Source organism: Collinsella sp. AF28-5AC (assembly GCF_003457875.1).
In the GTDB taxonomy this organism is placed as follows: domain Bacteria; phylum Actinomycetota; class Coriobacteriia; order Coriobacteriales; family Coriobacteriaceae; genus Collinsella.
In genome coordinates, this window is sequence record NZ_QRTA01000022.1 from 1 (window position 1) to 22,888 (window position 22,888).

At 60.7% G+C, this 22,888-nt stretch carries 16 protein-coding genes and 1 tRNA gene; 6 read left to right on the plus strand and 11 right to left on the minus strand.

The window, feature by feature from the left end; genetic code table 11:
- Positions 1-54: 54 nt before the first annotated feature.
- The 3 genes from glmM to DWZ01_RS09980 all read right to left on the minus strand — a co-directional run bounded on the left by glmM (position 55) and on the right by DWZ01_RS09980 (position 4,954).
- Positions 55-1,386: a phosphoglucosamine mutase gene (glmM, locus tag DWZ01_RS09970; protein ID WP_117770316.1), complete on the minus strand. Its 1,332-nt coding sequence runs from the start codon at positions 1,384-1,386 to the stop codon at positions 55-57.
- Positions 1,387-1,469: 83 nt separating this feature from the next.
- A complete protein-coding gene (locus DWZ01_RS09975) occupies positions 1,470-3,782 on the minus strand; it encodes a DUF4012 domain-containing protein (protein WP_117848892.1) in 2,313 nt (770 codons plus the stop codon).
- Between the two features lie 149 nt (positions 3,783-3,931).
- Positions 3,932-4,954, minus strand: a complete 1,023-nt coding sequence (locus tag DWZ01_RS09980) for a DMT family transporter (protein ID WP_199411390.1) — start codon at positions 4,952-4,954, stop codon at positions 3,932-3,934.
- A gap of 289 nt (positions 4,955-5,243) precedes the next feature.
- Here DWZ01_RS09980 and DWZ01_RS09985 point away from each other — a divergent pair.
- Both DWZ01_RS09985 and DWZ01_RS09990 read left to right on the plus strand, forming a co-directional pair.
- Positions 5,244-5,318: transfer RNA gene (locus DWZ01_RS09985), tRNA-Val, on the plus strand.
- Between the two features lie 226 nt (positions 5,319-5,544).
- On the plus strand, positions 5,545-6,231 hold the full coding sequence (locus DWZ01_RS09990; RefSeq protein ID WP_117770314.1) for a DUF5710 domain-containing protein: 687 nt from the start codon (positions 5,545-5,547) through the stop codon (positions 6,229-6,231).
- 37 nt (positions 6,232-6,268) lie between these two features.
- On the opposite strand, the gene DWZ01_RS10835 is transcribed toward DWZ01_RS09990, so the two are convergent.
- Together DWZ01_RS10835 and DWZ01_RS10000 are read right to left on the minus strand one after the other, a co-directional pair.
- Complete coding sequence (locus DWZ01_RS10835) at positions 6,269-6,553, minus strand: hypothetical protein (protein ID WP_117770313.1); 285 nt, start codon at positions 6,551-6,553, stop codon at positions 6,269-6,271.
- Between the two features lie 122 nt (positions 6,554-6,675).
- Positions 6,676-7,758 (minus strand): HNH endonuclease, encoded by a 1,083-nt coding sequence (locus DWZ01_RS10000; protein WP_117770312.1) that lies wholly within the window; start codon positions 7,756-7,758, stop codon positions 6,676-6,678.
- Positions 7,759-7,973: 215 nt separating this feature from the next.
- Between DWZ01_RS10000 and DWZ01_RS10005 the strand changes: the two genes are divergently transcribed.
- Positions 7,974-8,465 (plus strand): hypothetical protein, encoded by a 492-nt coding sequence (locus tag DWZ01_RS10005; RefSeq protein WP_117770311.1) that lies wholly within the window; start codon positions 7,974-7,976, stop codon positions 8,463-8,465.
- A 100-nt stretch (positions 8,466-8,565) separates the two neighbouring features.
- Here the strand turns inward: DWZ01_RS10005 and DWZ01_RS10010 are convergent, their stop codons facing one another.
- Complete coding sequence (locus tag DWZ01_RS10010; protein ID WP_117770310.1) at positions 8,566-10,032, minus strand: ATP-binding protein; 1,467 nt, start codon at positions 10,030-10,032, stop codon at positions 8,566-8,568.
- 621 nt (positions 10,033-10,653) lie between these two features.
- Here DWZ01_RS10010 and DWZ01_RS10015 point away from each other — a divergent pair.
- Positions 10,654-13,692, plus strand: a complete 3,039-nt coding sequence (locus DWZ01_RS10015) for an insulinase family protein (protein ID WP_117848893.1) — start codon at positions 10,654-10,656, stop codon at positions 13,690-13,692.
- 365 nt (positions 13,693-14,057) lie between these two features.
- Positions 14,058-14,654: a 5-formyltetrahydrofolate cyclo-ligase gene (locus DWZ01_RS10020; protein WP_117848896.1), complete on the plus strand. Its 597-nt coding sequence runs from the start codon at positions 14,058-14,060 to the stop codon at positions 14,652-14,654.
- Positions 14,655-14,874: 220 nt separating this feature from the next.
- Here the strand turns inward: DWZ01_RS10020 and DWZ01_RS10025 are convergent, their stop codons facing one another.
- Both DWZ01_RS10025 and metA read right to left on the minus strand, forming a co-directional pair.
- The gene (locus DWZ01_RS10025) at positions 14,875-15,837 is read right to left on the minus strand and encodes a hypothetical protein (protein ID WP_117848898.1); all 963 of its coding nucleotides are present in this window, start codon (positions 15,835-15,837) and stop codon (positions 14,875-14,877) included.
- 459 nt (positions 15,838-16,296) lie between these two features.
- Positions 16,297-17,223 carry a homoserine O-succinyltransferase gene (metA, locus tag DWZ01_RS10030; RefSeq protein WP_117629029.1) on the minus strand — a complete coding sequence of 309 codons (927 nt, stop codon included), beginning with the start codon at positions 17,221-17,223 and terminating at the stop codon, positions 16,297-16,299.
- 211 nt (positions 17,224-17,434) lie between these two features.
- On the opposite strand from metA, the gene DWZ01_RS10035 reads away from it, so the two are divergent.
- On the plus strand, positions 17,435-18,412 hold the full coding sequence (locus DWZ01_RS10035; protein ID WP_117848900.1) for an L-lactate dehydrogenase: 978 nt from the start codon (positions 17,435-17,437) through the stop codon (positions 18,410-18,412).
- A 392-nt stretch (positions 18,413-18,804) separates the two neighbouring features.
- Here the strand turns inward: DWZ01_RS10035 and DWZ01_RS10040 are convergent, their stop codons facing one another.
- The 3 genes from DWZ01_RS10040 to DWZ01_RS10050 form a co-directional block, all read right to left on the minus strand.
- Positions 18,805-19,773 (minus strand): SIS domain-containing protein, encoded by a 969-nt coding sequence (locus DWZ01_RS10040; protein ID WP_117848902.1) that lies wholly within the window; start codon positions 19,771-19,773, stop codon positions 18,805-18,807.
- A gap of 144 nt (positions 19,774-19,917) precedes the next feature.
- Positions 19,918-20,673 (minus strand): GntR family transcriptional regulator, encoded by a 756-nt coding sequence (locus tag DWZ01_RS10045; protein WP_117848904.1) that lies wholly within the window; start codon positions 20,671-20,673, stop codon positions 19,918-19,920.
- A 2-nt stretch (positions 20,674-20,675) separates the two neighbouring features.
- Entirely contained in the window at positions 20,676-22,655 is a 1,980-nt protein-coding gene (locus tag DWZ01_RS10050; protein WP_117848906.1) for an ATP-dependent DNA helicase RecQ, read from the minus strand.
- Positions 22,656-22,888 lie beyond the last annotated feature (233 nt).

Below are 22,888 nucleotides of genomic sequence, written 5' to 3' on the forward strand. Positions count from 1 at the left end.
ACTTGGGGCCGTTTGCAGCGTCGAGCAGCTACGCGGTTTGGTAAAACCGCGTAGTTATAAAGCCTCGAGCGCGTTGGCGATGCGCTTCATGGCGGCATCGGCGGATGCTTGGTCGGGCGCCTCGGCCAGCACGCGGATAACCGACTCGGTTCCGCTCTTGCGCACGAGCACGCGGCCCTCGCCTGCCAGCGCAGCCTCGGCCTCGGCGATGGCGTTCTGCACGCCCATATTCTCGAGCGCGGCGTCCTTGTCCGCCACGTGCACGGCCACCTGCGCCTGTGGCAGCAGCTTGCACGGAGCCGTGAGCTGCGAGAGCGTCTCGCGCTCGGCACGAATCACTTCCATCACGCGCAGCGAGGTCATAATGCCGTCGCCCGTGCGCTCGATATCGCCAAAGATCGTATGGCCCGTCTGCTCGCCGCCCAGGCTGTAGCCGCCCTCGCGCATCTTGGCATACACGTGACGGTCGCCCACGCCGCTGGTCACGGCACTCAGGCCGGCAAGCTCCAACGACTTGATCAGGCCAAAGTTGCTGGCGATCGTCGGCACCACGGTACCGCCCGAGAGACGCCCGTGCTTGTTCAGGTACACACCGCACACGTACAGGATCTGGTCACCGTCGACCACGCGGCCGCGCTCGTCCACGGCCAGGCAGCGGTCGGCATCGCCATCGTAGGCAAAACCCACATCCAGGCCCTGCTCCACCACGTGGCGCTGCAGACGCTCAATATGCGTAGAGCCGCAGTCGACATTGATGTTAAAGCCGTCGGGCGCGGCATTGATCACGCGCACATCGGCGCCCAGTGCGTCGAACACCGGCTTGGCCACCGAGGATGCCGAGCCGTTGGCGCAGTCGATACCGATCTTGACGCCCTGCAGCGAAAAGTTCGCGCTGGCGATGAGCGAAGCAATGTAGCGGTTGCGACCCTGCATGTAGTCCACCGTGGCGCCGATGTGGTTGCCCGTTGCCAGCGGCACCTCGCTCTTGCCATCGATATAGTCCTCGATGAGCTCCAGTACGTCCTCGTCCATCTTAAAGCCGTCGCTGTTGACGAGCTTAATGCCGTTATCGCAAAACGGGTTGTGGCTCGCGCTGATCATGATGCCGCAATCGAAGCAGCCTTCCACAGTCTGATGCGCTACGCCCGGCGTCGGGATCACATGCAGCATATAGGCGTCCGCACCGCTCGCGACCAGGCCGCTCACCAGCGCCGCCTCAAACATATAACTCGAGCGACGCGTGTCCTTGCCCACGATCACGCGTGCCTTGCGCTCGCGGTTGGCGCCGTAATACCAGCCCACAAAACGGCCAATCTTATAAGCGTGCTCTACCGTCAGCCCAACGTTGGCCTCACCGCGAAAGCCGTCGGTGCCAAAGTACTTCATGCGCTCTCCTTACAAAATAGGGGCGAACAGATTGCCTGTCCGCCCCAAAATGGTACTCGATTATCTGCGCTACCAGAAAAACCCTACGCCGACGCGCTGTCGCGAGCCGCCTGGCATGTAGGAGTCTGACGCAGCGTAAGCGGCTTGTCCCCCGCCTCGGCCGACGTGGTCAGCGTATACGTGATCGTCGTCGTCTCGCCAGCATGCAGGTCAACGGTGCCCGAATAGAAGGGGATTCCATGCCACGTAGCGGCGCCAAGACCAAACTGTGTGCCCTCAACCGTAAGGTCACTGATGTTGCCGCCCGTCGGGGCAAACAACGAGACATTCAGGCGTTCGTCGTCACGCGCGGCATCGGGTGCGCTCGCCGCAACGTAGTCGGGCAGCTTGCCTGCCTCCTCCTGCGTCATGATGTTCGTCAGAGTAACGGTGATGCGATACGAGCACGTGCCGTCGCCGTTCTTGATGCCCTGGCCGATCTGCGTGTCGGCGTTCAGATACCAGTCGAGCTTGGAGAAGCTCAGGTTGTTAAAGTAAACGCCGGCAACAGGATCGGCACTCGGGTCATCCGGATCGGGCAGCGAAGCGTCAATGCCCGTCTCTTTGATGGCACTCTGCTCATCATCGTTTCTCATCCACGCGATCAGGCGGCCCTCTTCGGCACCGCGCTCAACGGCGCTGACAAGCTTCGTAACATCGACATCGCCGATACCGCCAAGGATCTTGTCGAAGGCAGCGCTGGCGACGGATGCAAAGATGCCGTCAGACTCCTCGACCGGATAGTTCCAGTACACATCGTGCATGAGGACCTTTGCGGCGTTGGTGCCGTCGACAACCGTTCCGTCGGGCAGTGACACGTTACCGACCAGGCCCAGCAGATACTGCAGGAACACCGGGTCGATACCCACGACGCCGTCAACGTCCTGGCCATATTGAGATTTCCACAGGGCTGCGACACGCTGCGAGTTGCGGGGCCAATCAGGCGAATAGGTATTGCCCGAGTTGTACAGGTTACTGTGGTTGCCGAACAGCGCCTCATCCTCTTCGTCGACGCTCTCGACTGCCTCATCCTCGCTGAGTCCAATGCGGGGAACAAACTCGCCAATCGACATCTGGCCGTCAGTGACCGAAATCAGGCCCTGCGAACCGCCAAAGCCGCCGCAAGCACGAATCTCGACGTTGTTCATGGCGTACATAAGGTAGTTGCGCGTCTGGCCGTTGGCGCCGAGCATCTGGGGAAGGACGGGGGCGACCTTCTCCGCCGCGTCAACCGCACCGTTGAGGGTGGCAAAGCCGTCCTTGGCCTTATCGACCAGCTCGGTCACCTGGGAAATATGAGTATCGCCAATGCCCTGGACCTTCTCGTTGGCGCTCTTGAACACCTTCGAGCTGCTGGAAAGCGAATCGGCGACCGCCTGCAGCGCGGACACGTTAATCATGCCGTCCTGGAACAGCTTGCCGGGCGTGGCCTGCGAAAGGTTGTCGGCCATGGGAACCAGCGCATTGCTCGAGACATCGGACAGGGCGTCAATCATGGTGCGGGCTGCGTTGATGTCACTGCCATACACCGGGATAAACGAAGCCGCCGTCCACAGCGGGCTCGAAGTCTCCGCCTTCATGCTGTCGCAGAGCTCATCGATCTTCTTCGCGTCGTCAGGCAGCGTCGAAAAATCGCCCGACGTGACCTTGTCCTTAAGGCCACCGACGATCTCGACAGCCTCCTTCGCTTCGCTCTTTACGGTCTTTGCCGAGTTAAGCAGCATAAAGCCGCTTGCGCCAAGCGCAACGAGAAGCACCGCGACTACAGCGGCAATAATGGCGCCGGTGTGACGCTTTTTGCGCTCGCCCTTGCGATGGCGATGACGGACCAGACCGTCAGAGGTCGAACTCGACGAAGCATCGCTACCGTAGTTCAAGCCAAAATCGTAATAATCTTCCTTGGAACCCGAGCCCGCAAACTCGGCACCGCTATCATCCAGGCGGGCGAACGTGCCAGTCTCGGAGGCGCCGGTGTAAATCGTGCCAAGGTTACCCGTAAGCCCCGCGCCACCGGCAGAGGGAGTATTGTTGGCGGCCTTGCCGGCATTAACGTTGCCGGCAGCATTCGCGGCGTTGGCAGCACCTGCGTTGTTCGCAGGCACCGAAGGAGCCCCGCTCGGCTGCGACGCGGAGGTTGCACCGCCCGCAAAGACATTCCCTCTTGCACGGCCGGTCTTTTTTGCCTTTTGAGACTGCTCGTACAGAGCGGTGAACATCGCCGTCTCGCCCGGGGACACGCGCTTACCGGAACCGCCCTGTCCAGCGCCGCCCGGCGTGCCGGCCTTACCAGCCCCGTTCGGACGCGGCGGAACTGCAGGACGGCCGCTATCGCTGCCCTTAAAGTGATTACCAGCCATAAAGAAATCCTCGCAATTGAGTCGCAATGAAAAAGTCCATAACGTTACTAGTTTATGGCATTTTGAGCATCGACAGCTAAACTCCAGACACGGACGTCAATTGGCGAAAATGCGGCACAACACCTTTTCCGTCTTGGCGGCGGCGTCAACTACACCGTAAGGAACATCATCACGATGATCATGGCAAAGCCGATAAGGTCGGTCGGCAAAAACACCGTACCCAGCATAACGGCGCTGGTGATGGTCGCCGAAACCGGCTCCACAGTTCCGATGAGGCTCGCACGTACCGAGCCGATGTCCTTAACGCCCTGCATATAGAGCATGTAAGCAAAAAACGAGCCGATAACCACGAACACCGCGAGCGCCTCGACGCCGGCAGCGTCGAGCGCCGGCATATGCGCCCAGGGCTGCACGAAGACGCACGAGACCACGCCCGCCGTGAGCATTGCCGAACCCGTGACGATGGGGCTGCCGTATTCGGGCAGGATCTTGGCGGGAATCACCGCCATACACGCGGCGCTGACCGCACACATAAGACCTGCTGCCAGGCCAAGCGGCGAAATATTCAGGCTGGTAGGGTCGCCGCCGGTGGCAATTAAAAAGGTTCCACCCAGAGCCAGGCCAATGCCGATGACTTCGCGAGTACGCGGCATGCGGCGATCGGTCACGCAGGCGTAGCCCATGATGATAACGAGCTGCAGGCACTGGAGCACCGTCGCGGTTCCGGCGTTCGTCAGGCGCACGGCCGAAAGATAGCAAAACTGGTTGAACAGCAGGCCAAAGGCGGTAAAGAGCAGCAGCTGCTTGCGATCGGCGGGTGTGGTCCAGAGCTTAACCAGGCGCTCGCGGTCGCGCGTAACAACCACGGCCATAAAGAGTAGACCGGCGAGAATCTGACGCACGCTCATAAGCCACAAGGTGTCGACGTGGTAGGTATCGAACAGAAAGCTCGCGCTGGTGCCCGAGAAGCCCCAAAACGAACCGCCCACCAGCGTAGCCAAGACGCCCGTGATCATCTTGCGCGACGACGCATCGTTAAGGCGCTCGCGCCAGGCGCGACGGGTGTTGCGGCTGAGCTCGTCGGTGCCCTCGGGCACATCAATGTTCGATATATCGGCCATCGGCACCGAAGCCCCTGCGCCTTCGACCTGCTCGACACACTCTTTGCTCATTCCACTCCCCCGAAACAGTCTGGAAGCAATTCGGCTTACCTTACCACGGCGAAGTCACCAGCTGGAGGCTTGTCCGCTTATCGGTAGGACAATTCCGCAGGCGTCTTTCCATAGCTCGATACCGCAATGGCCTTGCATTATGCGACAGCCAAATCGCGGCAGCAGGCTCTTTTGAAATGGATATGGCAAAGCCCCCGAATTCCACAATGTAAGCGATTTTTAAAAATGTTCTTGCCACCGAGTTCAGGCTCCGTTATATTATCCCTTGCGCGCTTGCGCACCCTTGATCGGGCGTTTAGCTCAGGGGGAGAGCGCTTCCCTGACACGGAAGAGGTCAGAAGTTCAAATCTTCTAACGCCCACCAAATGTTCGCAGCTCAGAGGCTATGTCCTCTGGGCTGTTTTGTTTTATGTCGCCAAATCCGCCGGCAGTTCCAACCGCCCAACTAGCCAAAAGCCGACCATCTACTTGCCGATCTATCCATCGGCATAACCAATCAGTCCGCACCGCAACTTCTCAGCAAAACGCCGCGATGTCTGCGCCCTGCGGTATCCTTGGGCCACTTGCACCTGCAGCACCAAGGAGCCGCCATGCGCACCGAGCTCGATGTCCCCTTTTCGCACAAAGAAGAAGCCAAGGCGCTGGGCGCCAAATGGGACCGGACCAAGAAGGTCTGGTATGTACCCAGCGGCGTCAACCCCGAGCCCTTTGCCGAGTGGCTGCCCGGTGTTGACCGATCCGACCCCTCAGCGCCGTATATATATCTAGTACTGGGCAAGCGCGAGTGCTGGAAGTGTCACAAAGAGACCTCGGTCGCGGCCTTCGGCATTCCCTATCGAACCGATAACGACGAGAGCGTCGCCATCGCGCACGCGCCCAACGAATCCGGGCACATTGCCATCGACACGGCCAACGCCAACGCACTCGCCATCGTGCCCGCTCTTGGCTGCGTGCCGGGCGAGATCCGCGACTACCTTCATAAGCGCTGCGGCTACAAGCCCGTAGGCGCGCGAGCCTCCAAAGCCCCGTCGCTCGGCAACACGTGCACCAGTTGCGACGCGCTGCAAGGCAGCCGCTATCTGTTCGAGGAGCCCTCGTCCCCGTTTGCCCTCACTGCCATCAACAAGCTGCCGGCACTGGAGTTTGTGCGCGTCGAAGTTGCCGGCGTCTTTGGCATCCCGGCCACGCGCACCGACTTTGACCAGGCGCTCTTTACCTGGGCACGCGACCATCACGCCGAGTTCCACAAGCAACTCGGTGAGGGGATTTATTTGTAGAGGCAAAAGACACTCACAGCCAGCTCCTCCGCATCACCTATCCCTCGTCGCCGGCGTCATACACGATATCGAGGCCACAAACAGGGCATTTCTCCGGATACACCGGCATATGAACGCCTGTCTGTTTTCTCACTTCGTCGCTGAGTCTGTCGCGCGCATCGATGAACCGAATGTCGAGACACGGTATTTGCGAGCCGCAGCGAGGGCAGGTGACGACAAACGACCCGCAATCAACCTCTACGCTCGGAAACATATTGTTGTCTATAAGGGCACACGGCAGTTTTCCGTACTTCCCCATCGCAATATCGCCTCGCCAGCTCATACACGCTCCCCTCTCGCTATACAAAACAGGAAGAGCATGCACCGGCGGGCGTGCGCGAGATTGCATCGCCACGCGATCCGATCAAACAACACGATCGTCAAAGAATGCCAAAGCCAAATACGCTAATACGGCAGAAGCCCCGCCTTTTCACGCTTCTTTTCCGAGCGATCGAACTCGATGCGATGGGCCTCAAGAAACACCGTATTGGGTCGCCACTGACGCTCATTCGGCTGCCTTAGCGTCGCACCCGCAAAGGAAGCGTAGTCGGTCTTATCCAGCAGGTACGATCCGCACAGCCGATATTCGCCGCAAACAGGCTCAAACGAAATCAGGTGAGCATCAAATAGGGAATGAAGATCGCGCCGAAGCAGAATGCCATTGCTGGCAACCTGCGATTTGGGTCCCGAGTAATTCTCGATATGTGCAGCCTCCAGAGCTTCGCTGACGCCGCAGTCCGACACCGCGCAACGGCCGTCATAGGCGGCAACGAGCTGCTTGCGGAACCATTGCTGCCCCAATCGCTCGCGCCTTAACGCATAGCGGACCTTTTCGTCGTCGGTCGCACCCTGTCCGGCAAACTCAATATCGACGGGCATGTGCTTCAGATAACTCATGTCGGGTGCAAAACGAGGGTCCGGCCCGCCTTTATGAACAGGACCGTGCAGAACAAACCATCCGTTTTCGGGCTCGAACCGTTCAACAAACGCAAGGCCGAGCACCTTGTAGCCCACCTCGGTTGCAAATATGACTCCGACTGGAACGCCACATTCCATGCAGTTGAGCATTTTACGGTTGTAATTCTGGTCTCGAAAACCAACGGTACCCGGCGCTTGAACCGAGTACTTAATGACCCACGTACCATCGTCCAAATAGAGCGGAGGCACATCGGTGTAGAAGCTCTTTTTAGAGTTATGGACCGAAAGCGCAAAGATCTTATTGGGATCTTGCTTCACCCGATCCTGGCCCGGCCAGAAGATCCCTGAATCCCGCGTTACGGGAAAGAAGTCCGAGCCAATTCTCAAACGATACTGATACTGAGGGCTATCTTCCTTGGTGTGGTGCGGAAGGCTGGTCCAAACGCCGCCGCGCTGTTCCTCACCCAGAAACCACTCCCATGCCTCAACGTATTCGGAAAGCACGAGACTGCAGGCGCGGTCATAGCTTGGTCCATCCATCAACGGAACAGCAAGGTCAATGTCGTTCATCGCCAGCACCTACAACCATACGAACGCGAGTCATGCCCCTCAATAATATGGCCGAGAGTCAATTATTACGAGATCTCATTCCGCGATCGGCACATCGCTGATGCTCTCGGTTTGCCGCTGGCGCGCTTGTACCCCGCTACCCCACTCCCCTGTATACTGATGTAGCACGTGTTTCATCCGGGCTTGTTGGGCCGGGTCGTTCATGGGAGGTTCTTGTGGCTGTTTCGAATCCGCCTAAGGGAAGCGTTTCTTCTTCGTCCATCAAGCCGGTTACGCGCAAGGCCGTGCGTTGCCAGCGCGAGGTCGCTTGGCTTGTCACGCAGGCGGCGGGCAGGCTTGTGGCGACCACTCAGGACGTCAATGCGCCTACGCCGAGCTTTGTGTTAGCGGCGGCGCTGGATTTTGTGCGCCAATTGGAGCTTGCCGAACAGGATGCCAGCGGCCACCTCGACTACCAGAATGTTATGGCGCCCGACCTGCAAACGTTCTGCCACATGGCCAAGTTGCCCGCCGCGCCCAATGCGCTTTCGGACGCAGGCTACATGTTTACGCTTTCGGGCGCGGACCTTATTCGCGACATCTATGCATACTGCAGCGAGCTCGCCGAGCGCCACGTCTTTGACGCGGCAGAAGTCAAACCGGGATATGTCATCAAACTGGTTCTTAGGCTGTTTTTGATGGACGGGTTCGGGGCCATGCCGGCGTAAGCCGAGTCTTTAGCATCACCGTCGACTGGGCAACAACCGCTTTACCTTAGTGGGCGCCAATCGAGGGTCGATTATTGAGTCGCCTCGTCCACTAACGCATTTATTCCACGCGCTCTGACAGTCGATATTTGCGGTTGCGGCTTGTCGACGGCGCCGTGGGCTCAAGCTCGCCTTGAGCAATGAGCGCGTTGACGCGCGACCTAACCTGGGAAATTGTAAGCCCCGTGCGTTCTGCCAGCTCACGCGTCCCCAGCTCGCCGTAGTGTTTGAGTGCCGTCACAATTAAGCCCCCGCCATGATCGACCGGCTCGATCTTTGAACGGTAAAGTACGACCTTGAACCGATCGAACCCCGGGCAGAACAGGGGCTCGGCCAGACCATGCGCGCGCATGGCATCGATCATCATCGGGATGCCCGAGCCATTGCCCTCAGCCGGCGAACCTGCGCCATCCGGCAGCGGAACAATCGACATGAGCTTCACAAGCGTCGCGTTACGGCATCGGGAGCTGCCGTCAAACAAGTTCTCGCGAGTCTTTCCCCCGTAAAGGCCGCCAGGATTCGTCACCTCGACACGATCGTCAAAGACGTCGACGGCAATCGATTGTCCACAGAACCGATCCCCGTATTCTCGATGGATTACGGCGTTGGCGATTGCCTCGCGCAGAACCTCCTCGGGAATCTCCAGCGAGTCGACACGCGAGACGCCTTGGACGGTCGAGGTTCGCCGCAAATTCTTGGCGACGGCCGCGACAGCATCCGAGATCATCTCGCCCAACGTTCCCTCACAGATTGTGCGGTCCATGAACCTCAGCGACCCCGCCGTGCCTTTCCGGGTCCCCGCATAGACAGCCATGTCGATAAAGAGCTTGGGATAAAACTGCTGAGGGTAGGTGCCCGCAACTAGGAGTCCAGCCTTGGTGACATTGCCCTGGGAATCAAGGAAATTTAGGCGCTCCAGCTTCGTTTGTTTGTCCGGCGCGCCGCGCATCGCCCGGGGCGTCAACGAGAAAGCCCGATCTATCGTACGGTCGACCAGCGTCTCGTCGAGATCGTCCGCGTCCGCGCCCGCCACCGCGTCGCGATCGCTCGGAGTCGCCCGACCGTATGACGCCAATGCGAGCACCTCGGTCGACGAAAGCGGGACATCTTTGTCATCGATGCGCTTGTAGCTGCCGCCCTGGGCGCCCCGCTCTATGACATAGCAGGGCTTGCTCGACGGATCGAGCTCCTCAATCGTAATGACGAGAACGATGACGCCCTGAAGCTCCACTCGCTCGATCGTGTATTTGGGCGGATTGGCCAGCTTTCCTCGACCGCCCGCATCACCCATGCCTGACACAAACTGGTTGAGCACTTTCTCGGTCTCGAAGTTCTCAACCGGGACAAAACCTGCGCGCTCACTCACTCCGAGCACGATGATTCCGCCGGCAGTGTTCGCGAATGCGCTCACCGTTTCCCACACGTCGCGGGAAAGCGTCGTGGCGCTCTCCTTGACCTCGACGTTAAGATCGTCCGAGCCCATGCGCCTTAAAGACTCGAGCAGACCGGTCAGTTCGTTTTCGTTCATCTGCACGTCCTTTCGCTTGGTTCTGCGAAGAATGCCGCGAATGGATTTCCTTCGTCTCTCAGTTATCTCTCGTAATTATCTCTCATCTATCTGTTATCTCTCATATTAGAGATGAGTGAGAGATAAAAGATAAGATGTCTGCCATCTGTTTCATATAAACATGTTTTTGCTGGTAGAACAATCGGTATTGAGATAATACCATGATTGCTTGTCTCTTTGCTGCTCAGTTATCTCTCATATTTATCTCTCGTCTTTCTGTTATCTCTCGTATTAGAGATGAGTGAGAGATGAGAGATACGCGAGTGATGGACGAGCGAGGATTTTCGGACGGTCGGATATCGAGAGTGGATATTTGGACGGTTTTTGGGGCTTTTGCGGCAAATTCCGTCCAAATATCCACTCTCGTTCGATAGGTATCCGGAAATCCTCGCTCGTCCGTCCGAATATCCACTCTCGTTTGGCGAGTGTCCAATTTTCCACGCTCGTGCGGCGGGCACGCGGGACCTATGCCCAATCCGGCTGTATCGTCTCCAGTTCGCCGCAGGGTCGCGGCCCCATATGGGTATACTCTCGAGGATTCGACTCGATTCGCCCCCGCTGGGGCGTCAAAGGAGACTGCATATGCCCACCACCTCAACCGACCCGCGCGCCGCAGCCGCTGCACTGCTGGTGCCCGGCACTACCTGCCACGGCTTTGCCGTCGAGCGCCGCGAGACCGTGCCCGAGCTCGACTCGGACGCTTACGTGCTGCGACACACTGCCTCGGGCGCTCGTCTGCTGTACCTGGCGTGCGACGACGAAAACAAGGCCTTTGCCATTGGCTTTAAGACGCCGCCAGCCGATTCCACCGGCGTGTTCCATATTCTTGAGCACTCGGTGCTGTGCGGATCGGCCAAGTTTCCCGTCAAGGAGCCGTTTGTCGACCTGATCAAGAGCTCCATGCAGACGTTCCTCAACGCCATGACCTACCCCGACAAGACCATCTACCCCGTTGCCACCACCAACGAGCAGGATCTGTATAACCTGATGGACGTGTACCTGGACGCGGTGTTCAACCCGGCCATCTATACCAAGCCCACCATTTTTGAGCAGGAGGGCTGGCACTACGAGCTGGATCTGCCAGAGAGCGCCGAGGGCGAGGGCGACGGCAGCCCCGCCAGCCTGCGCGAGGGCACGCTGCGCTATAACGGCGTGGTGTTTAACGAGATGAAGGGCGCGCTGTCCGACCCCATGAGCGTGCTGGACGACGCCATCAACGCCGCGCTCTATCCCGACACCGCCTATGCGCACGAGAGCGGCGGCGACCCGCGCGCGATTCCCGCGCTCACCTACGAGCAGTTCCTGGACACGCACGCGCGCCACTACAATCCTTCCAACTCTTATATAACGCTCTACGGCGACCTAGATGTGGACCGCGCGCTGGCGTTTTTGGACGAGCGTTATCTGTCGCAGCCGAGTGCCGCGAGCTGCCGCATGGACGCTGCCGTCGCCGCCGGCGAGGACCCGTCCACGCTGGCGCCCAATCCGCTGGGCGTGCAGGCGCCCGTGACCTGCGAGTACAAGCGCGTCGAGATGGCCACTACACCCGAGAACGCCCTGGTGGGCCTGGGCCTGGTGCTGGGCAGCGCGCTCGACCGCAAACGCACGATCGCGGCGGATATCCTGTTCGAGGCACTGCTGGGCTCCAACGAAGCACCGGTTAAGAAGGCCATTCTGGCCGCCGGCCTGGGCGGCAACGTGGTGAGCTACACCGCGGCCGAGAGCCTGCAGCCCTACGAGCTCATCATGCTGCAAAACGCGCAGCCCGGCGTGGCGCGCGAGCTGCGCCGCGTGTTCCAGGACGCCTGCCGCGACCTATGCGAGCACGGCGTTTCGCGCGAGCGCCTGGAAGCCATCATCAGCAGCAACGAATACGACCTGCGCCAGCGCGACTACGGTATCGCCGACGGCGTGGCCATTGCGTGCGACGCGCTGAGCACGTGGCTCTACGATGACGACGCCGCGACGCTGGCGCTCAAGTACGGCCCGGTGTACGAGGAGCTGCGCGGCGACCTGGACGGCAGCTATTTTGAGGACCTGCTGCGCGAACTGGTGCTGCAGAACGATCACATGGCACTGGTCGAGCTGGTGCCGGTGGACGCCGCCGATGGTTCAGAGGGTGCCGAGGCCGCCGAGCTGGCAGCCAAGCGCGATGCCATGACCGATGCCGAGCTGGCCGACGTGGTCGAGCGCACGGCCGCGCTGCGTGCCGCGCAGGAGGCGGAAGACACACCCGAGGCCAAGGCCACGCTGCCGCGCCTGCGCGTGTCCGACATTGGCGAGGCGCGCCCCGAGCCGCCACTGGTCGTGGACACGACCGCGCCCATCCCCTGCCTGCGCCACGGCATCCCCACCAACCGTCTGGCCTACGCCATGCAGTATTTCGACCTGAGCTGCGTCGCGTTTGAGGACCTGCCCTATGTGACACTGCTCTGCCGCCTGCTTAAGCAGCTGCCCACGCGCGAGCACTCGGCCGAGGAACTCGATAACTTGCTCGCCGGCAAGCTCGGCTTTTTGAGCTTTACGACCGAAGTCATGACGCAGCCCGAAGTAGACGGCGTGCGCCCCTACCTGCTGGTGAGCGCCGGCGCCCTGTCCGAGAAGATCGATGCGCTGGCGAGTCTGCCGCGCGAGGTATGGTCGAGCACGCTTTTGGCAGACGCCGACGCCGACCGCATGCGCGACGTGCTCACGCAGATTCGCATTGGGCTTGAGCAGGGCTTTATCAACAACGGCCACTCGGCGGCGCTCGGTCGCGCGATGAGCTACAGCTCGCCTTCGGCCGTGGTGCGCGAGCAGCTTTCGGGCGTTGATTTCTATCTGTTCCTGCGCGATCTGCTCAACCACTTTGACGAGCGCCTGGACGGCCTGCGCGCCAAGCTTACCGAGCTGGCGGGCCGCATCTTTGTGGCCGACGGCTGCATGGCGAGCTTTACCGGCAGCGACGAGGACTTTGACGCGTACTGGGATGCCGCGGGCGACCTGGGGCTGGGTGCAGGCGATGGTGCCGGCCGCGACGCGCTCGCGGTGCCGGCGCCGTGCGACCGCCACGAGGCTTTCGTGATCCCCAGCGACATCTGCTTTGCCGCGCGTGCGTGCGATCCGCGTCGCCTGGGCATTGACGTGACAGGCGCTTGGGCCGTGGCTGCCAACGCGCTCTCCTACGATTACCTGTGGAACGAGATTCGCGTGAAGGGCGGTGCGTACGGCTGCGGATTCCGCGCAGCCGGCGAGCGCCAGACGGCGTTCTACACCTACCGCGACCCGGCGATCGATCCTTCGATTGAGCGCGTGGCGCGTGCAGGCGAATGGCTCGGCAGCTTTGAGCCCGACGAGGCCGCCTTTGAGGGCTTTATCGTGAGCTGCGTGAGCGGCATGGACGCGCCGGTGAAGCCGTACGCGCTCACCAAGCGCCGCAACACGACCTACCTGGCCGGGCTCGATCCGCACGCACGCGAGGAGCGCCGCGCCCAGATGCTCGCCGCCACGCCCGGTGAGCTGCGCTCGCTCGGCGCCGACGTGACGCGCATCGCAGCCGAGTCGCCCACCTGCGTCTTTGGCGGCCGAGACGTCATCGCCAAGAGCAACGCCGGCTTTAACGTCATCGACCTGCTGGGCTAATGCACAAAGGTAGATTTTTAGGACATGCCTGAAAATCTACCTTTTTCTGCGGCTTGGGCGAGGCGGCGCAGCCCACCGCGGCGGTTTGTCTCGATCTGTAACAGTAACTCGGCAAAATTGGACCTAGTTGTTACAGATTGAGACAAAAGGTCGGCGTCGTCTGGAAACGTCTCGATCTGTAACATCTGGAGCCGATATTGCCGTCTTGATGTTACAGATCGAGACAAACCGCCGCAGACGCCCATCACAGCACAGACCACCACGAAGGTGCATGTATCCCCTTCGTGGTTGTTTTGCTGTTTGCCCAGATAAACCTGCCAAAATAAACCTGTCCCTTTTTGGCAGGTTTGCTAGAGGAGGTTAGGATGGACAAGGCTAAATTGCGGCGAGCAGTGATTGCCCGGCGCGATGCGATTGATTTGGATGTGCGGGCAGCGAAGTCTGCCGTTATCTGTGCGCGGCTGGCCGAGCTGCTGGGCCGCTTGGATGCCGCGGCGCCGCACACCGTTGCCGTCTATGCCGCGATGGGTTCCGAAGTCGACTCAGCCGCGTTTGCCGCAGCTGCCGCCAAACGTGGCTGGCGCGTGGCCTATCCGTGCATGCTCTCGGCAACAGACGCCGCAGCTTGTGGCCAGCGCATGTGTATGCGGGCAGTTGCCGCCGACGATGCGTCCGCGGCTCCGTTTATCGCCCACCCCACACGGGCTTTCGCGGCCATGGACATCGACAGCGGCCGCTTCCCCATCGTGCCTGCCGAAGCTCTCGACATGATCGTCGTACCGCTCGTGGCCTTCGATCAAACCGGCGCGCGCCTGGGCTACGGCGGCGGTTGCTACGACCGCTACCTGCCCATGCTCTCACCCGCATGCCAAATCATCGGCATCGCCTTTGACGAGCAGCGTGTCGACGGCGTTCCCACCGACGTCCACGACCTGCCGCTACCTCACATCATCAGCGCCTAACGGCTGGCACGCTGCACCCCACAAAAATGAGCGTGGAAAATTTCCCACTTTGGGCCTGTTCGGGGGCAAAAAACGGGAGATTATCCACGCTCATTATTCAAACGTCCGATAATCCACGCTCGTGTGTCCGAAAATCCACGCTCAACCAAATCGCGTCTAAATTCCCACGCTCATCCGTCCGGATTTCCACGCTCGTGCAGCCTAACGCCCTGCCACCGCCTCAGCATGCACGCGGCACGCCGGCAACCTTGAGCTTGCGATCGAGCTTTGTCGGGTCCCTTAGATCATCCCAGCACAAGCGCACAATCTTACAGTTATCGAGCAGCGAAAGCCTCGACTCGCGCTGGCGCTCATCAAATTGCGCCTTTGCAAGCTTGCCCTCCTCCGCCGCCTTCTCGCTTTTAACGAATCCGTCGAACTCCCCAATAATCAACCGGTCACCCACGCGCCACAAATAGTCAACGCGATACGGCCTTCCCGGCTCAACCGGATCGAACAGCTCAACTTGCAGCTCCGGAACCTGCCAGCCTCGTTCGATCATCAGCGCCCGCGCCTTGGACTCGCCGCCGCTTTCCGACAGGCCATCGGCATACCGTGCAACCCTGCGCGCCGTCACAACACCGCGGCGATTCAAGCCGAGCTTGTTAACTGCCTCAATGAGATGTTCCTTCGACAAAAGCTGCTCATGGAGCGCCGAGTCCGCAATGATCAGCCCTTCGACAAACGATGCATCGACCAGGCAATCCGCAATCGTTTGATCGATATCGGTCACGGCAATATCCATCTCGCTGGCCCGTGTCCGATAAGCATACCGATGGCGAACGACTTGAGAGCCTGGCGTCGTCGATTGCGCCGGCATCGCGGCGATATGGATGTGCGTCAAATTGGCATGCGAAACCGAAAGACCATAGACAACGGCCGCCGTATAGGAGCAAAACGTCCAGTCGGGGTGCTTTTGCGCAAGCGCCCGCACCCGATGCAGATAACGCTGCCGAAACTTGAGCTCGGACCAGTATTCCGGACGCGCATACAGTCCCGGCATGACCACTTCGAGACTTCCCGCCGCCACCCGCCGCTCAATCTGCTTTGCCTCCGCCGTCGTGCGCGCGTACACGCAGCTCATCTGCTGCTCGCACGCTTTAATGTGGCCTGTAAGTCTTTGATTCGCCGTCGCGTTTGCCATGTCGCCTCCCAACTCTTGGAACGGCGCCAACGTACCAGACGGTTTCATGCGAAGTCTGACCAAATGCTGTCCAGCAGCTGACCAAATGCTTGACGGTTTTGGATGTTTTAGGCCAATGCTCCATATCTGCAGGTAGAGCGGTTGTCCAGAGGTCCCTGTCTCCACATTTTGAGCCTCAAAAGCCACCGACTTCATTGAAAGAAAATATGCCGTGGATCAAAACTACCTAGTTTGCGATGTAGTCCGCATGTACTCAACGCGTGATGATGCCGACGGTACGGCAGCTGCAAAAAATGAGCGTGGAAAATCTCCCGCTTTGAGACCCCTTGTGAGCCAAAAACGGGAGATTATCCACGCTCACGTTGCAAACGTCCGATTATCCACGCTCGTGTGTCCGGATTTCCACGCTCGTCGCGTAGCGGCCACGATAACCGCCGCAGCCACAGCCACGACAGCGGCCTAGTGCTCCTCGCCGGCGCGGGCCAGGTCGTAGGGCGTGGTCTGGTAGACGTAATAGTTGAGCCAGTTGGTGTAGAGCAGCTGAGCCTGGCTGCGCCAGACGTTTCGCGGCTCGGCGGTGGGGTCGTCGCCCGGAAAGTAATGCGCCGGCACCTGAGGGTTGAGCCCGCGCTTCACGTCGCGCTCGTACTCCAGGCGCAGCGTGTCGGTATCGTACTCGGGGTGGCCAAATACAAAAAAGCGACGGCTGTCGGTCGACTTGACAATGTACAGGCCAACCTCGTCGGACACGGCCACGACCTCAAGCTGCGGCTCGGCCTCCACGTCCTCGCGGCGCACATCGGTGTTGCGCGAATGCACGGCATAAAAACGGTCGTCAAAGCCGCGGACCAGCGGGCTTTGCGGCTTCACCAGATAATGCTCGAACACGCCGCTCGCCTTTGCCGGCAGGTCGTACTTCTGAATACCGTAGTGGTGATACAGGCCCGCCTGTGCGCCCCAACAAATATGCAACGTAGAGTGCACGTGCGTGGTGGACCAATCCATGATCTGGCAGAGCTCGGGCCAGTAGTCGACCTCCTCGAACGGCATCTGCTCCACCGGCGCGCCCGTGATGATCAGGCCGTCGTAGTGGATGTCGCGGATGTCGTCGAACGTGCGGTAAAACGTCTCCAGGTGGCCGGCGCTCACGTGCGTGGCCTCGTGCGTTTTGGTGCGCAGCAGGTCCACCTCCACCTGCAGCGGCGTGTTGGAGAGCTTGCGCATGATCTGCGTCTCGGTGGCGATCTTGGTGGGCATGAGGTTGAGGATGAGCACGCGCAGCGGACGGATGTCCTGATGTAGCGCGCGGTACTCGGTCATGACAAAGATGTTCTCGCTCTCGAGTTGCGCAGCAGCAGGAAGGGCGTCGGGAATACGAATGGGCATGGATGCTCCTTACGAGTCAGTTGCAGCTATGGTACAACGAGCGGCCCCATCCGCGCGAGCACATCGCCCCGCGATGCCGTCAGCGGCCCAAATCACTCCAAAAGTAGAGATTAGGGCATGTCCCAAAAATCTGCGACGCTTTAGCCTAGCAAAGTGACGGTAGGACGCTACAATGGTTCGACGCGAAAAACTCGGCCGAAAGGATACATATATGTACCAGACGCGTAAGATCGGTGTGGTCGGCCAGGGCCACGTAGGAGCACATGTCGCCAACAGCCTGCTTATGCAGGGCATTGCCGATGAGCTGTACCTGTGCGATATCAACGAAGCCAAGGTGACGTCCGAGGTCCAGGACCTGCGCGACTCCCTTTCGTTTGTCCCGTACAACACCAAGATCGTCAACTGCTACGACCACTACGAGGAGCTTGCCTGCTGCGACGTCATCGTCAACGCCGCCGGCAAGGTCGCGCTGGCCGCCGGCAACCGCGACGGCGAGCTGTTCTTTACCACCGACGCCGCCCGCACCTTTGCCAAGCGCATCGTCGGCGCCGGCTTTGACGGCATCTTTGTGAGCATCTCCAACCCCTGCGACGTCGTGTGCACCGAGCTGTGGCACCTGACCGGCTATGATCCCAAGAAGATCATCGGCTCGGGCTGCGGTCTGGACTCCGCCCGCCTGCGCACCGAGATCTCCAAGAAGGTCGGCGTGAGCCCCAAGTCCATCAACGCCTACATGATCGGCGAGCATGGCTTTAGCCAGCTGGCCGCCTTTAAGGCCGCAACCATCGCCGGCAAGAGCCTCAACGAGCTTCAGGCCGAGAACCCCGACAAGTACGCCTTTGACCACATGGAGGTCGAGGAGCTTGCACGCAAGGGCGGCTACGTAACCTACCAGGGCAAGCAGTGCACCGAGTACGCCGTCGCCAACTCCGCCGCACGCGTCTGCGCCGCCGTGCTGCACAACGAGCACGCCGTGCTTTCCGCCTCCACGCTCATGACCGGCCAATATGGCGAGGAGGGCATCTTTACCTCCCTGCCGTGCGTGATCGGTGCCGAGGGCGTCGAGGAGGTCTACACGCTGGACCTGTCCGAGTACGAGCTCGAGGGCTTCCACAAGAGTTGCCAGCACATCCGCGACAACATCGCCCAGCTCGACTGGTGGGATGCCGAGGCCTACGACGCCAAGTAGGCCGCCGCTTGACGCGACACCTCGCTCATACGGACGCCATGTAAAGCGGGCCGCGCCGGAAACCCATCGGCGCGGCCCGCTTTTTGACTCACACGACACGCTTGCAAATTTAGGTCTAATACTTTTCCCGTGAAGTGGACGAGCAAAAACGAGCCCCCGAAGCATCGACACTTTATGGGAACCATTTCCTGCGGTTTCATTAAGATTTTCCTGCGGTTTTGGCGCCAAAAAATGTCGATGCTTCGGGGGTCCAAAATAGGTCGTTCACTTCTCGGGAAAAGTATTAGACTTCGTTTACCGGCGGTTTCCGGCACCCAGCAAAGGGCGCCGAAACGCAAACGGGGCCCGCGCTCGGCGAAGGCCCCGTCGTGAAAGATTGCTTTCCCGGTTGCTTAGTACTGCTCGATGCCCATGTAGCGACGAACCTCGGGGCTGTGGTCGAACACCTTGCCGCGGGCGGCGCGCAGCTCGCAGCTCATCGCATAGAAGAAGATCGGCTCCAGGAACGAACGCACGCTGGCAGGCACTTCGCCCACGCCGTACTCAAGCGCGTCGAGCACCATAATCGTATCGGTGTGCGTGTTGAGGAACGCAAGCGCGCGCTCCTCCATGGGGCGGCACTCGCCGGCGCCAAGCTGCACAAAGTAGAACACGCCGGGCTCGGTAGCCTCGAACGGGCCGTGGAAGTACTCGCCGGAGTGGATGTAGCAGCAGTGCTGCCACTGCATCTCCATGAGCGAGCAGATGGCCATGGCGTAGGTCTGGCTAAAGTTGGGGCCGGAGCCCAGGATATAGAAGAACTTGTGCTGCTGGCAGAGCTCGGCAAAGCGGGCGCCCAGCTCGGCGTTGACCTTCTCACGGGCGGCGGGCAGCAGCGCGTCCATCTGCTTAAGGCCCTCGTACATGTCGGCGAGCGCTTCGTAGCCCTCCTGCTGGTCGAGCAGTTCGGCGGCGATCAGAGCGCCGATGCCCTGCGGCACCTCAGCCTGCGACACACCCTCACCCCACGGATAGACCCAGGTAGTCCACTTGCTGTTGTCGATCTTTGAGCCCTCGCAGTCGGTAAGGGCAATGACCTCGGCACCGGCGGCCAGCGCCATCTCGCAGCCGTCAACGACCTCTTGCGTGTTGCCGCTGTGGCTGCAGGCGATGACGAGCGACTTCTCGCCAAGACTCTTGGGAGCCATCAGGCAAAACTCGCGCGCCGTATAAACCGTCGAGGTAAACGTGGTGGCCTCGCGCTTGAGCAGTTCGTTAGCCGGCATGAGGTCGATCATCGAACCGCCACAGGCGATCCAAAAGACGTTCTCGACCTTGCCCTTGCGCTCGATAATTTCCTGAACCAGATCATGTGCGTTCATGCTGATGCTCCTCCTTGTGGGGCGGCTTTGAACGACGACAGCTCGTACCTGCTGTCGTTCTATGTTGTCCTATTTATAGCACGCACGACGACGCTCGTGAAGTCATCTCGCCAAACTTGTTCTATGTTGTTCTATCTGTGAATGTTAGATGTCGAACACGTAGCGCGAGCCCACAATCTTTTGACGCCCAAGCAGCAAGGGCCGCTCGTCCGCATCGGTAAAGTACGCCTCCATATAGAAGAGTGGCTCACCGACCGGGATCTCGAGCAGTGGCGCGACTTGAGCGTCGGCAAGCGCAATCTCCACGGTACAAGGGTCGGATTTGAGCGGTGCGCGGCCCGAATGCTCGGCAACGAGCGCAAAGATTGAGTTATCGGTGAGGTCCTCGTCGGCAAGCGTCTGCAGGTAGGGATGGTCGGCCAGCACAAAGGCGTTGTTCTCGAGCATGACGGGCACGCCATCTGCCGTGCGCACGCGCTCGACCACGATGAGCTCGCAGCCGGGCTCCACGCCAAAGAACGCCGCATCCTCGCGCGTCGCCGCGACCACCGTACGCGACACCAGACGCGCTCCGGCCACCATGTCGTTGGCGGCACAACCCTCAGTAAAGCTCTGGACGTCGCCTTTCTGGACAATCTTGCGCTTGAGCTTGGGAGCGCACACAAAGGTGCCCCTCCCCTGCTGTCGGTTGAGATATCCCGCGCGCGACAGCTCCTCGATGGCGCGGCGCACGGTGATGCGTCCCACGCCGTAAGACTTCGCGAGCTCCATCTCGGCAGGGATGCGCGAGCCGGCCGCATACACGCCGCGCGCGATCTCGCCCTTCAGGTCGTCCATGACCTGCTGGTACAGCGGTACGGCGGATACGCCAGCGCGGTCGGTTTTATCGTCGGTTGCCATCGTTACGCTCCATCCCGCGCATGCTCGGATTCAAACTCTTCAATCGCCGCCATAAACTGCTCGCCAAAGGCGTCGGCCTTTTTCTCGCCAATGCCGTTGACCTGAATCAGCTCGTCGCGCGTCTGCGGGCGCAGGCGGCACAGGCCGCGCAGGGCCTTGTCGGAAAAGACCATGTACGGCGCCATCTCGAGCTCGGCCGCGATCTCCTTGCGCAGGGCGCGCAGGCGCTCGAACAGCTCGGCATCGTCGCCCACGCGCGGGCGCTGATCCAGCTCGGCCTCCTCGCGCAGCAGATCCACCGCACGGCGAGCACGGGCCGAGGCCTTGCGCTTGGACGCGCGACGCTTAACGGTAAAGGCAAACGCCTCGTCCTCGACCTCGCCGGCACGCGGACCCAGGCCCACGACCGGGTACTGCCCCTGCGAGGTGGCCAAATAACCGCGGCCGCACAGCTGGCCAATGATGTCCTTGATGCGCCCGACCGATTCGCTCGACAGCTCACCGTAGCCGCGGTCCTCGTCCAGATGCATCTGGCGAATGCGCTCGGTGTTGCCGCCGTGAAGCACATCGGCGATGAGCGACTTGCCAAAGCGCATGGGGCGCGTGGCCACATAGCGCACGGCGGCGCGAGCCATACCGGTGACGTCCTCGACCTCGAACTGCGTGAGGCAGTTGCTGCAGTTGCCACAGCCCTCGGCGTCGTCTGCGGCGGTGGCGCCCGCGGCGGCTGCCGCATGCTCGGCCGCGGCCTCGTCGCCAAAGTAGCGCAGCATATATTCGCGCAGGCAGCCGGTGGTATTGCAGTAGCCCTCCATCTGGCTGAGCAGACGATATCGGTTCTGGAGCGCCCACGCGCGTTGCTCGTCATCGAGCGCCTCGTCGGCCGCGTCGCCGCGGTCGATCAAAAAACGACGCATGCGAAAATCGTTGCCGTTCCACAGCAGGTGGCAGCTGGCCGGATCGCCATCGCGGCCGGCGCGGCCCGCCTCCTGATAGTAAGCCTCGATGCTCTCGGGCACGTTGTTATGGATGACGTAGCGCACGTTGGGCTTGTCGATACCCATGCCAAAGGCGTTGGTGGCGACCATCACCTGAATGTCGTCGTCGATAAAGGCACGCTGGCTTTGGCGGCGGGCGTCATTACCCATGCCGGCATGGTAGCGGCCAACGCGAATGCCGCTGGGGCCCAGAGCCTCGGTAAGCTCTCCTGCCAGCGCATCGACGGTCTTGCGGGTCGAGCAATACACGATGCCGCTCTCGCTCGAATGCGCAATCACATAGTCGCGCACCCACGCGGTCTTAGCCTTGTCACCCATCTCCTCGCAGCCAAAGTAGAGGTTCTTGCGATCGAAGCCCGTCACCACCGTCGCCGGGTTTTGGAGGCCGAGCATCTGCTGAATGTCCGCACGCACGCGCTCAGTCGCTGTAGCGGTAAAGGCCGCCACGATGGGGCGCTGCGGCAGGGAATCGATAAACTCGCGAATCTGCAGGTAGGCGGGGCGGAAATCCTGACCCCATTGGCTCACGCAGTGGGCCTCGTCAATGGCCACGAGCGGAACGCCGATGCCGCCTTCGGCCGCAGCTTCCTGCGCAAAGGCCAAAAAGCGTGGCTCGAGCAAGCGCTCGGGCGCCACGTACATAAGCTGGTAACGGCCCTCGCGCGCCCGCTTGAGCACGGTGTTTTGCTGGGCCGGAGTAAGGCTGGAGTTGAGATAACTGGGGCGCGCACCCGCCGCGAGCAGCGCGCGGGTCTGGTCCTCCATAAGCGACAGCAACGGACTCACCACAAAGGTGATGCCGGGAAGCATGAGCGCGGGCACCTGGTAGCAAATGGACTTGCCGGCGCCCGTGGGCATAACGCCCAGCGCGTCGCAGCCGGCAAGGATCGCATCGACCATACGGTCCTGCCCCGGGCGAAACGAGGTGTAGCCAAAATAGGCGCCGAGCGTGTCGAGCGCCGTCTGCTGCATGCTATCGGTCATGGTTTCCTAACGTCCAAGTCATCTGCCGCCGATTATACGCCGCCACGCGGACAGCAGCACACGGCCGCCGCCCAGACTAGTCGTTTAAGAACGCCCCCAACGGCTAAGGAGTGTCCCCAGGTGCCGGCAGAAAAGGAACGTCCCCAAGTGCCGGCCCGGCAACGCCGATGTTTTGGCGCGGACAGACACTATGACCCAATCCGAGGGCACTAAAAAGATAGGAGCCCCCGCTC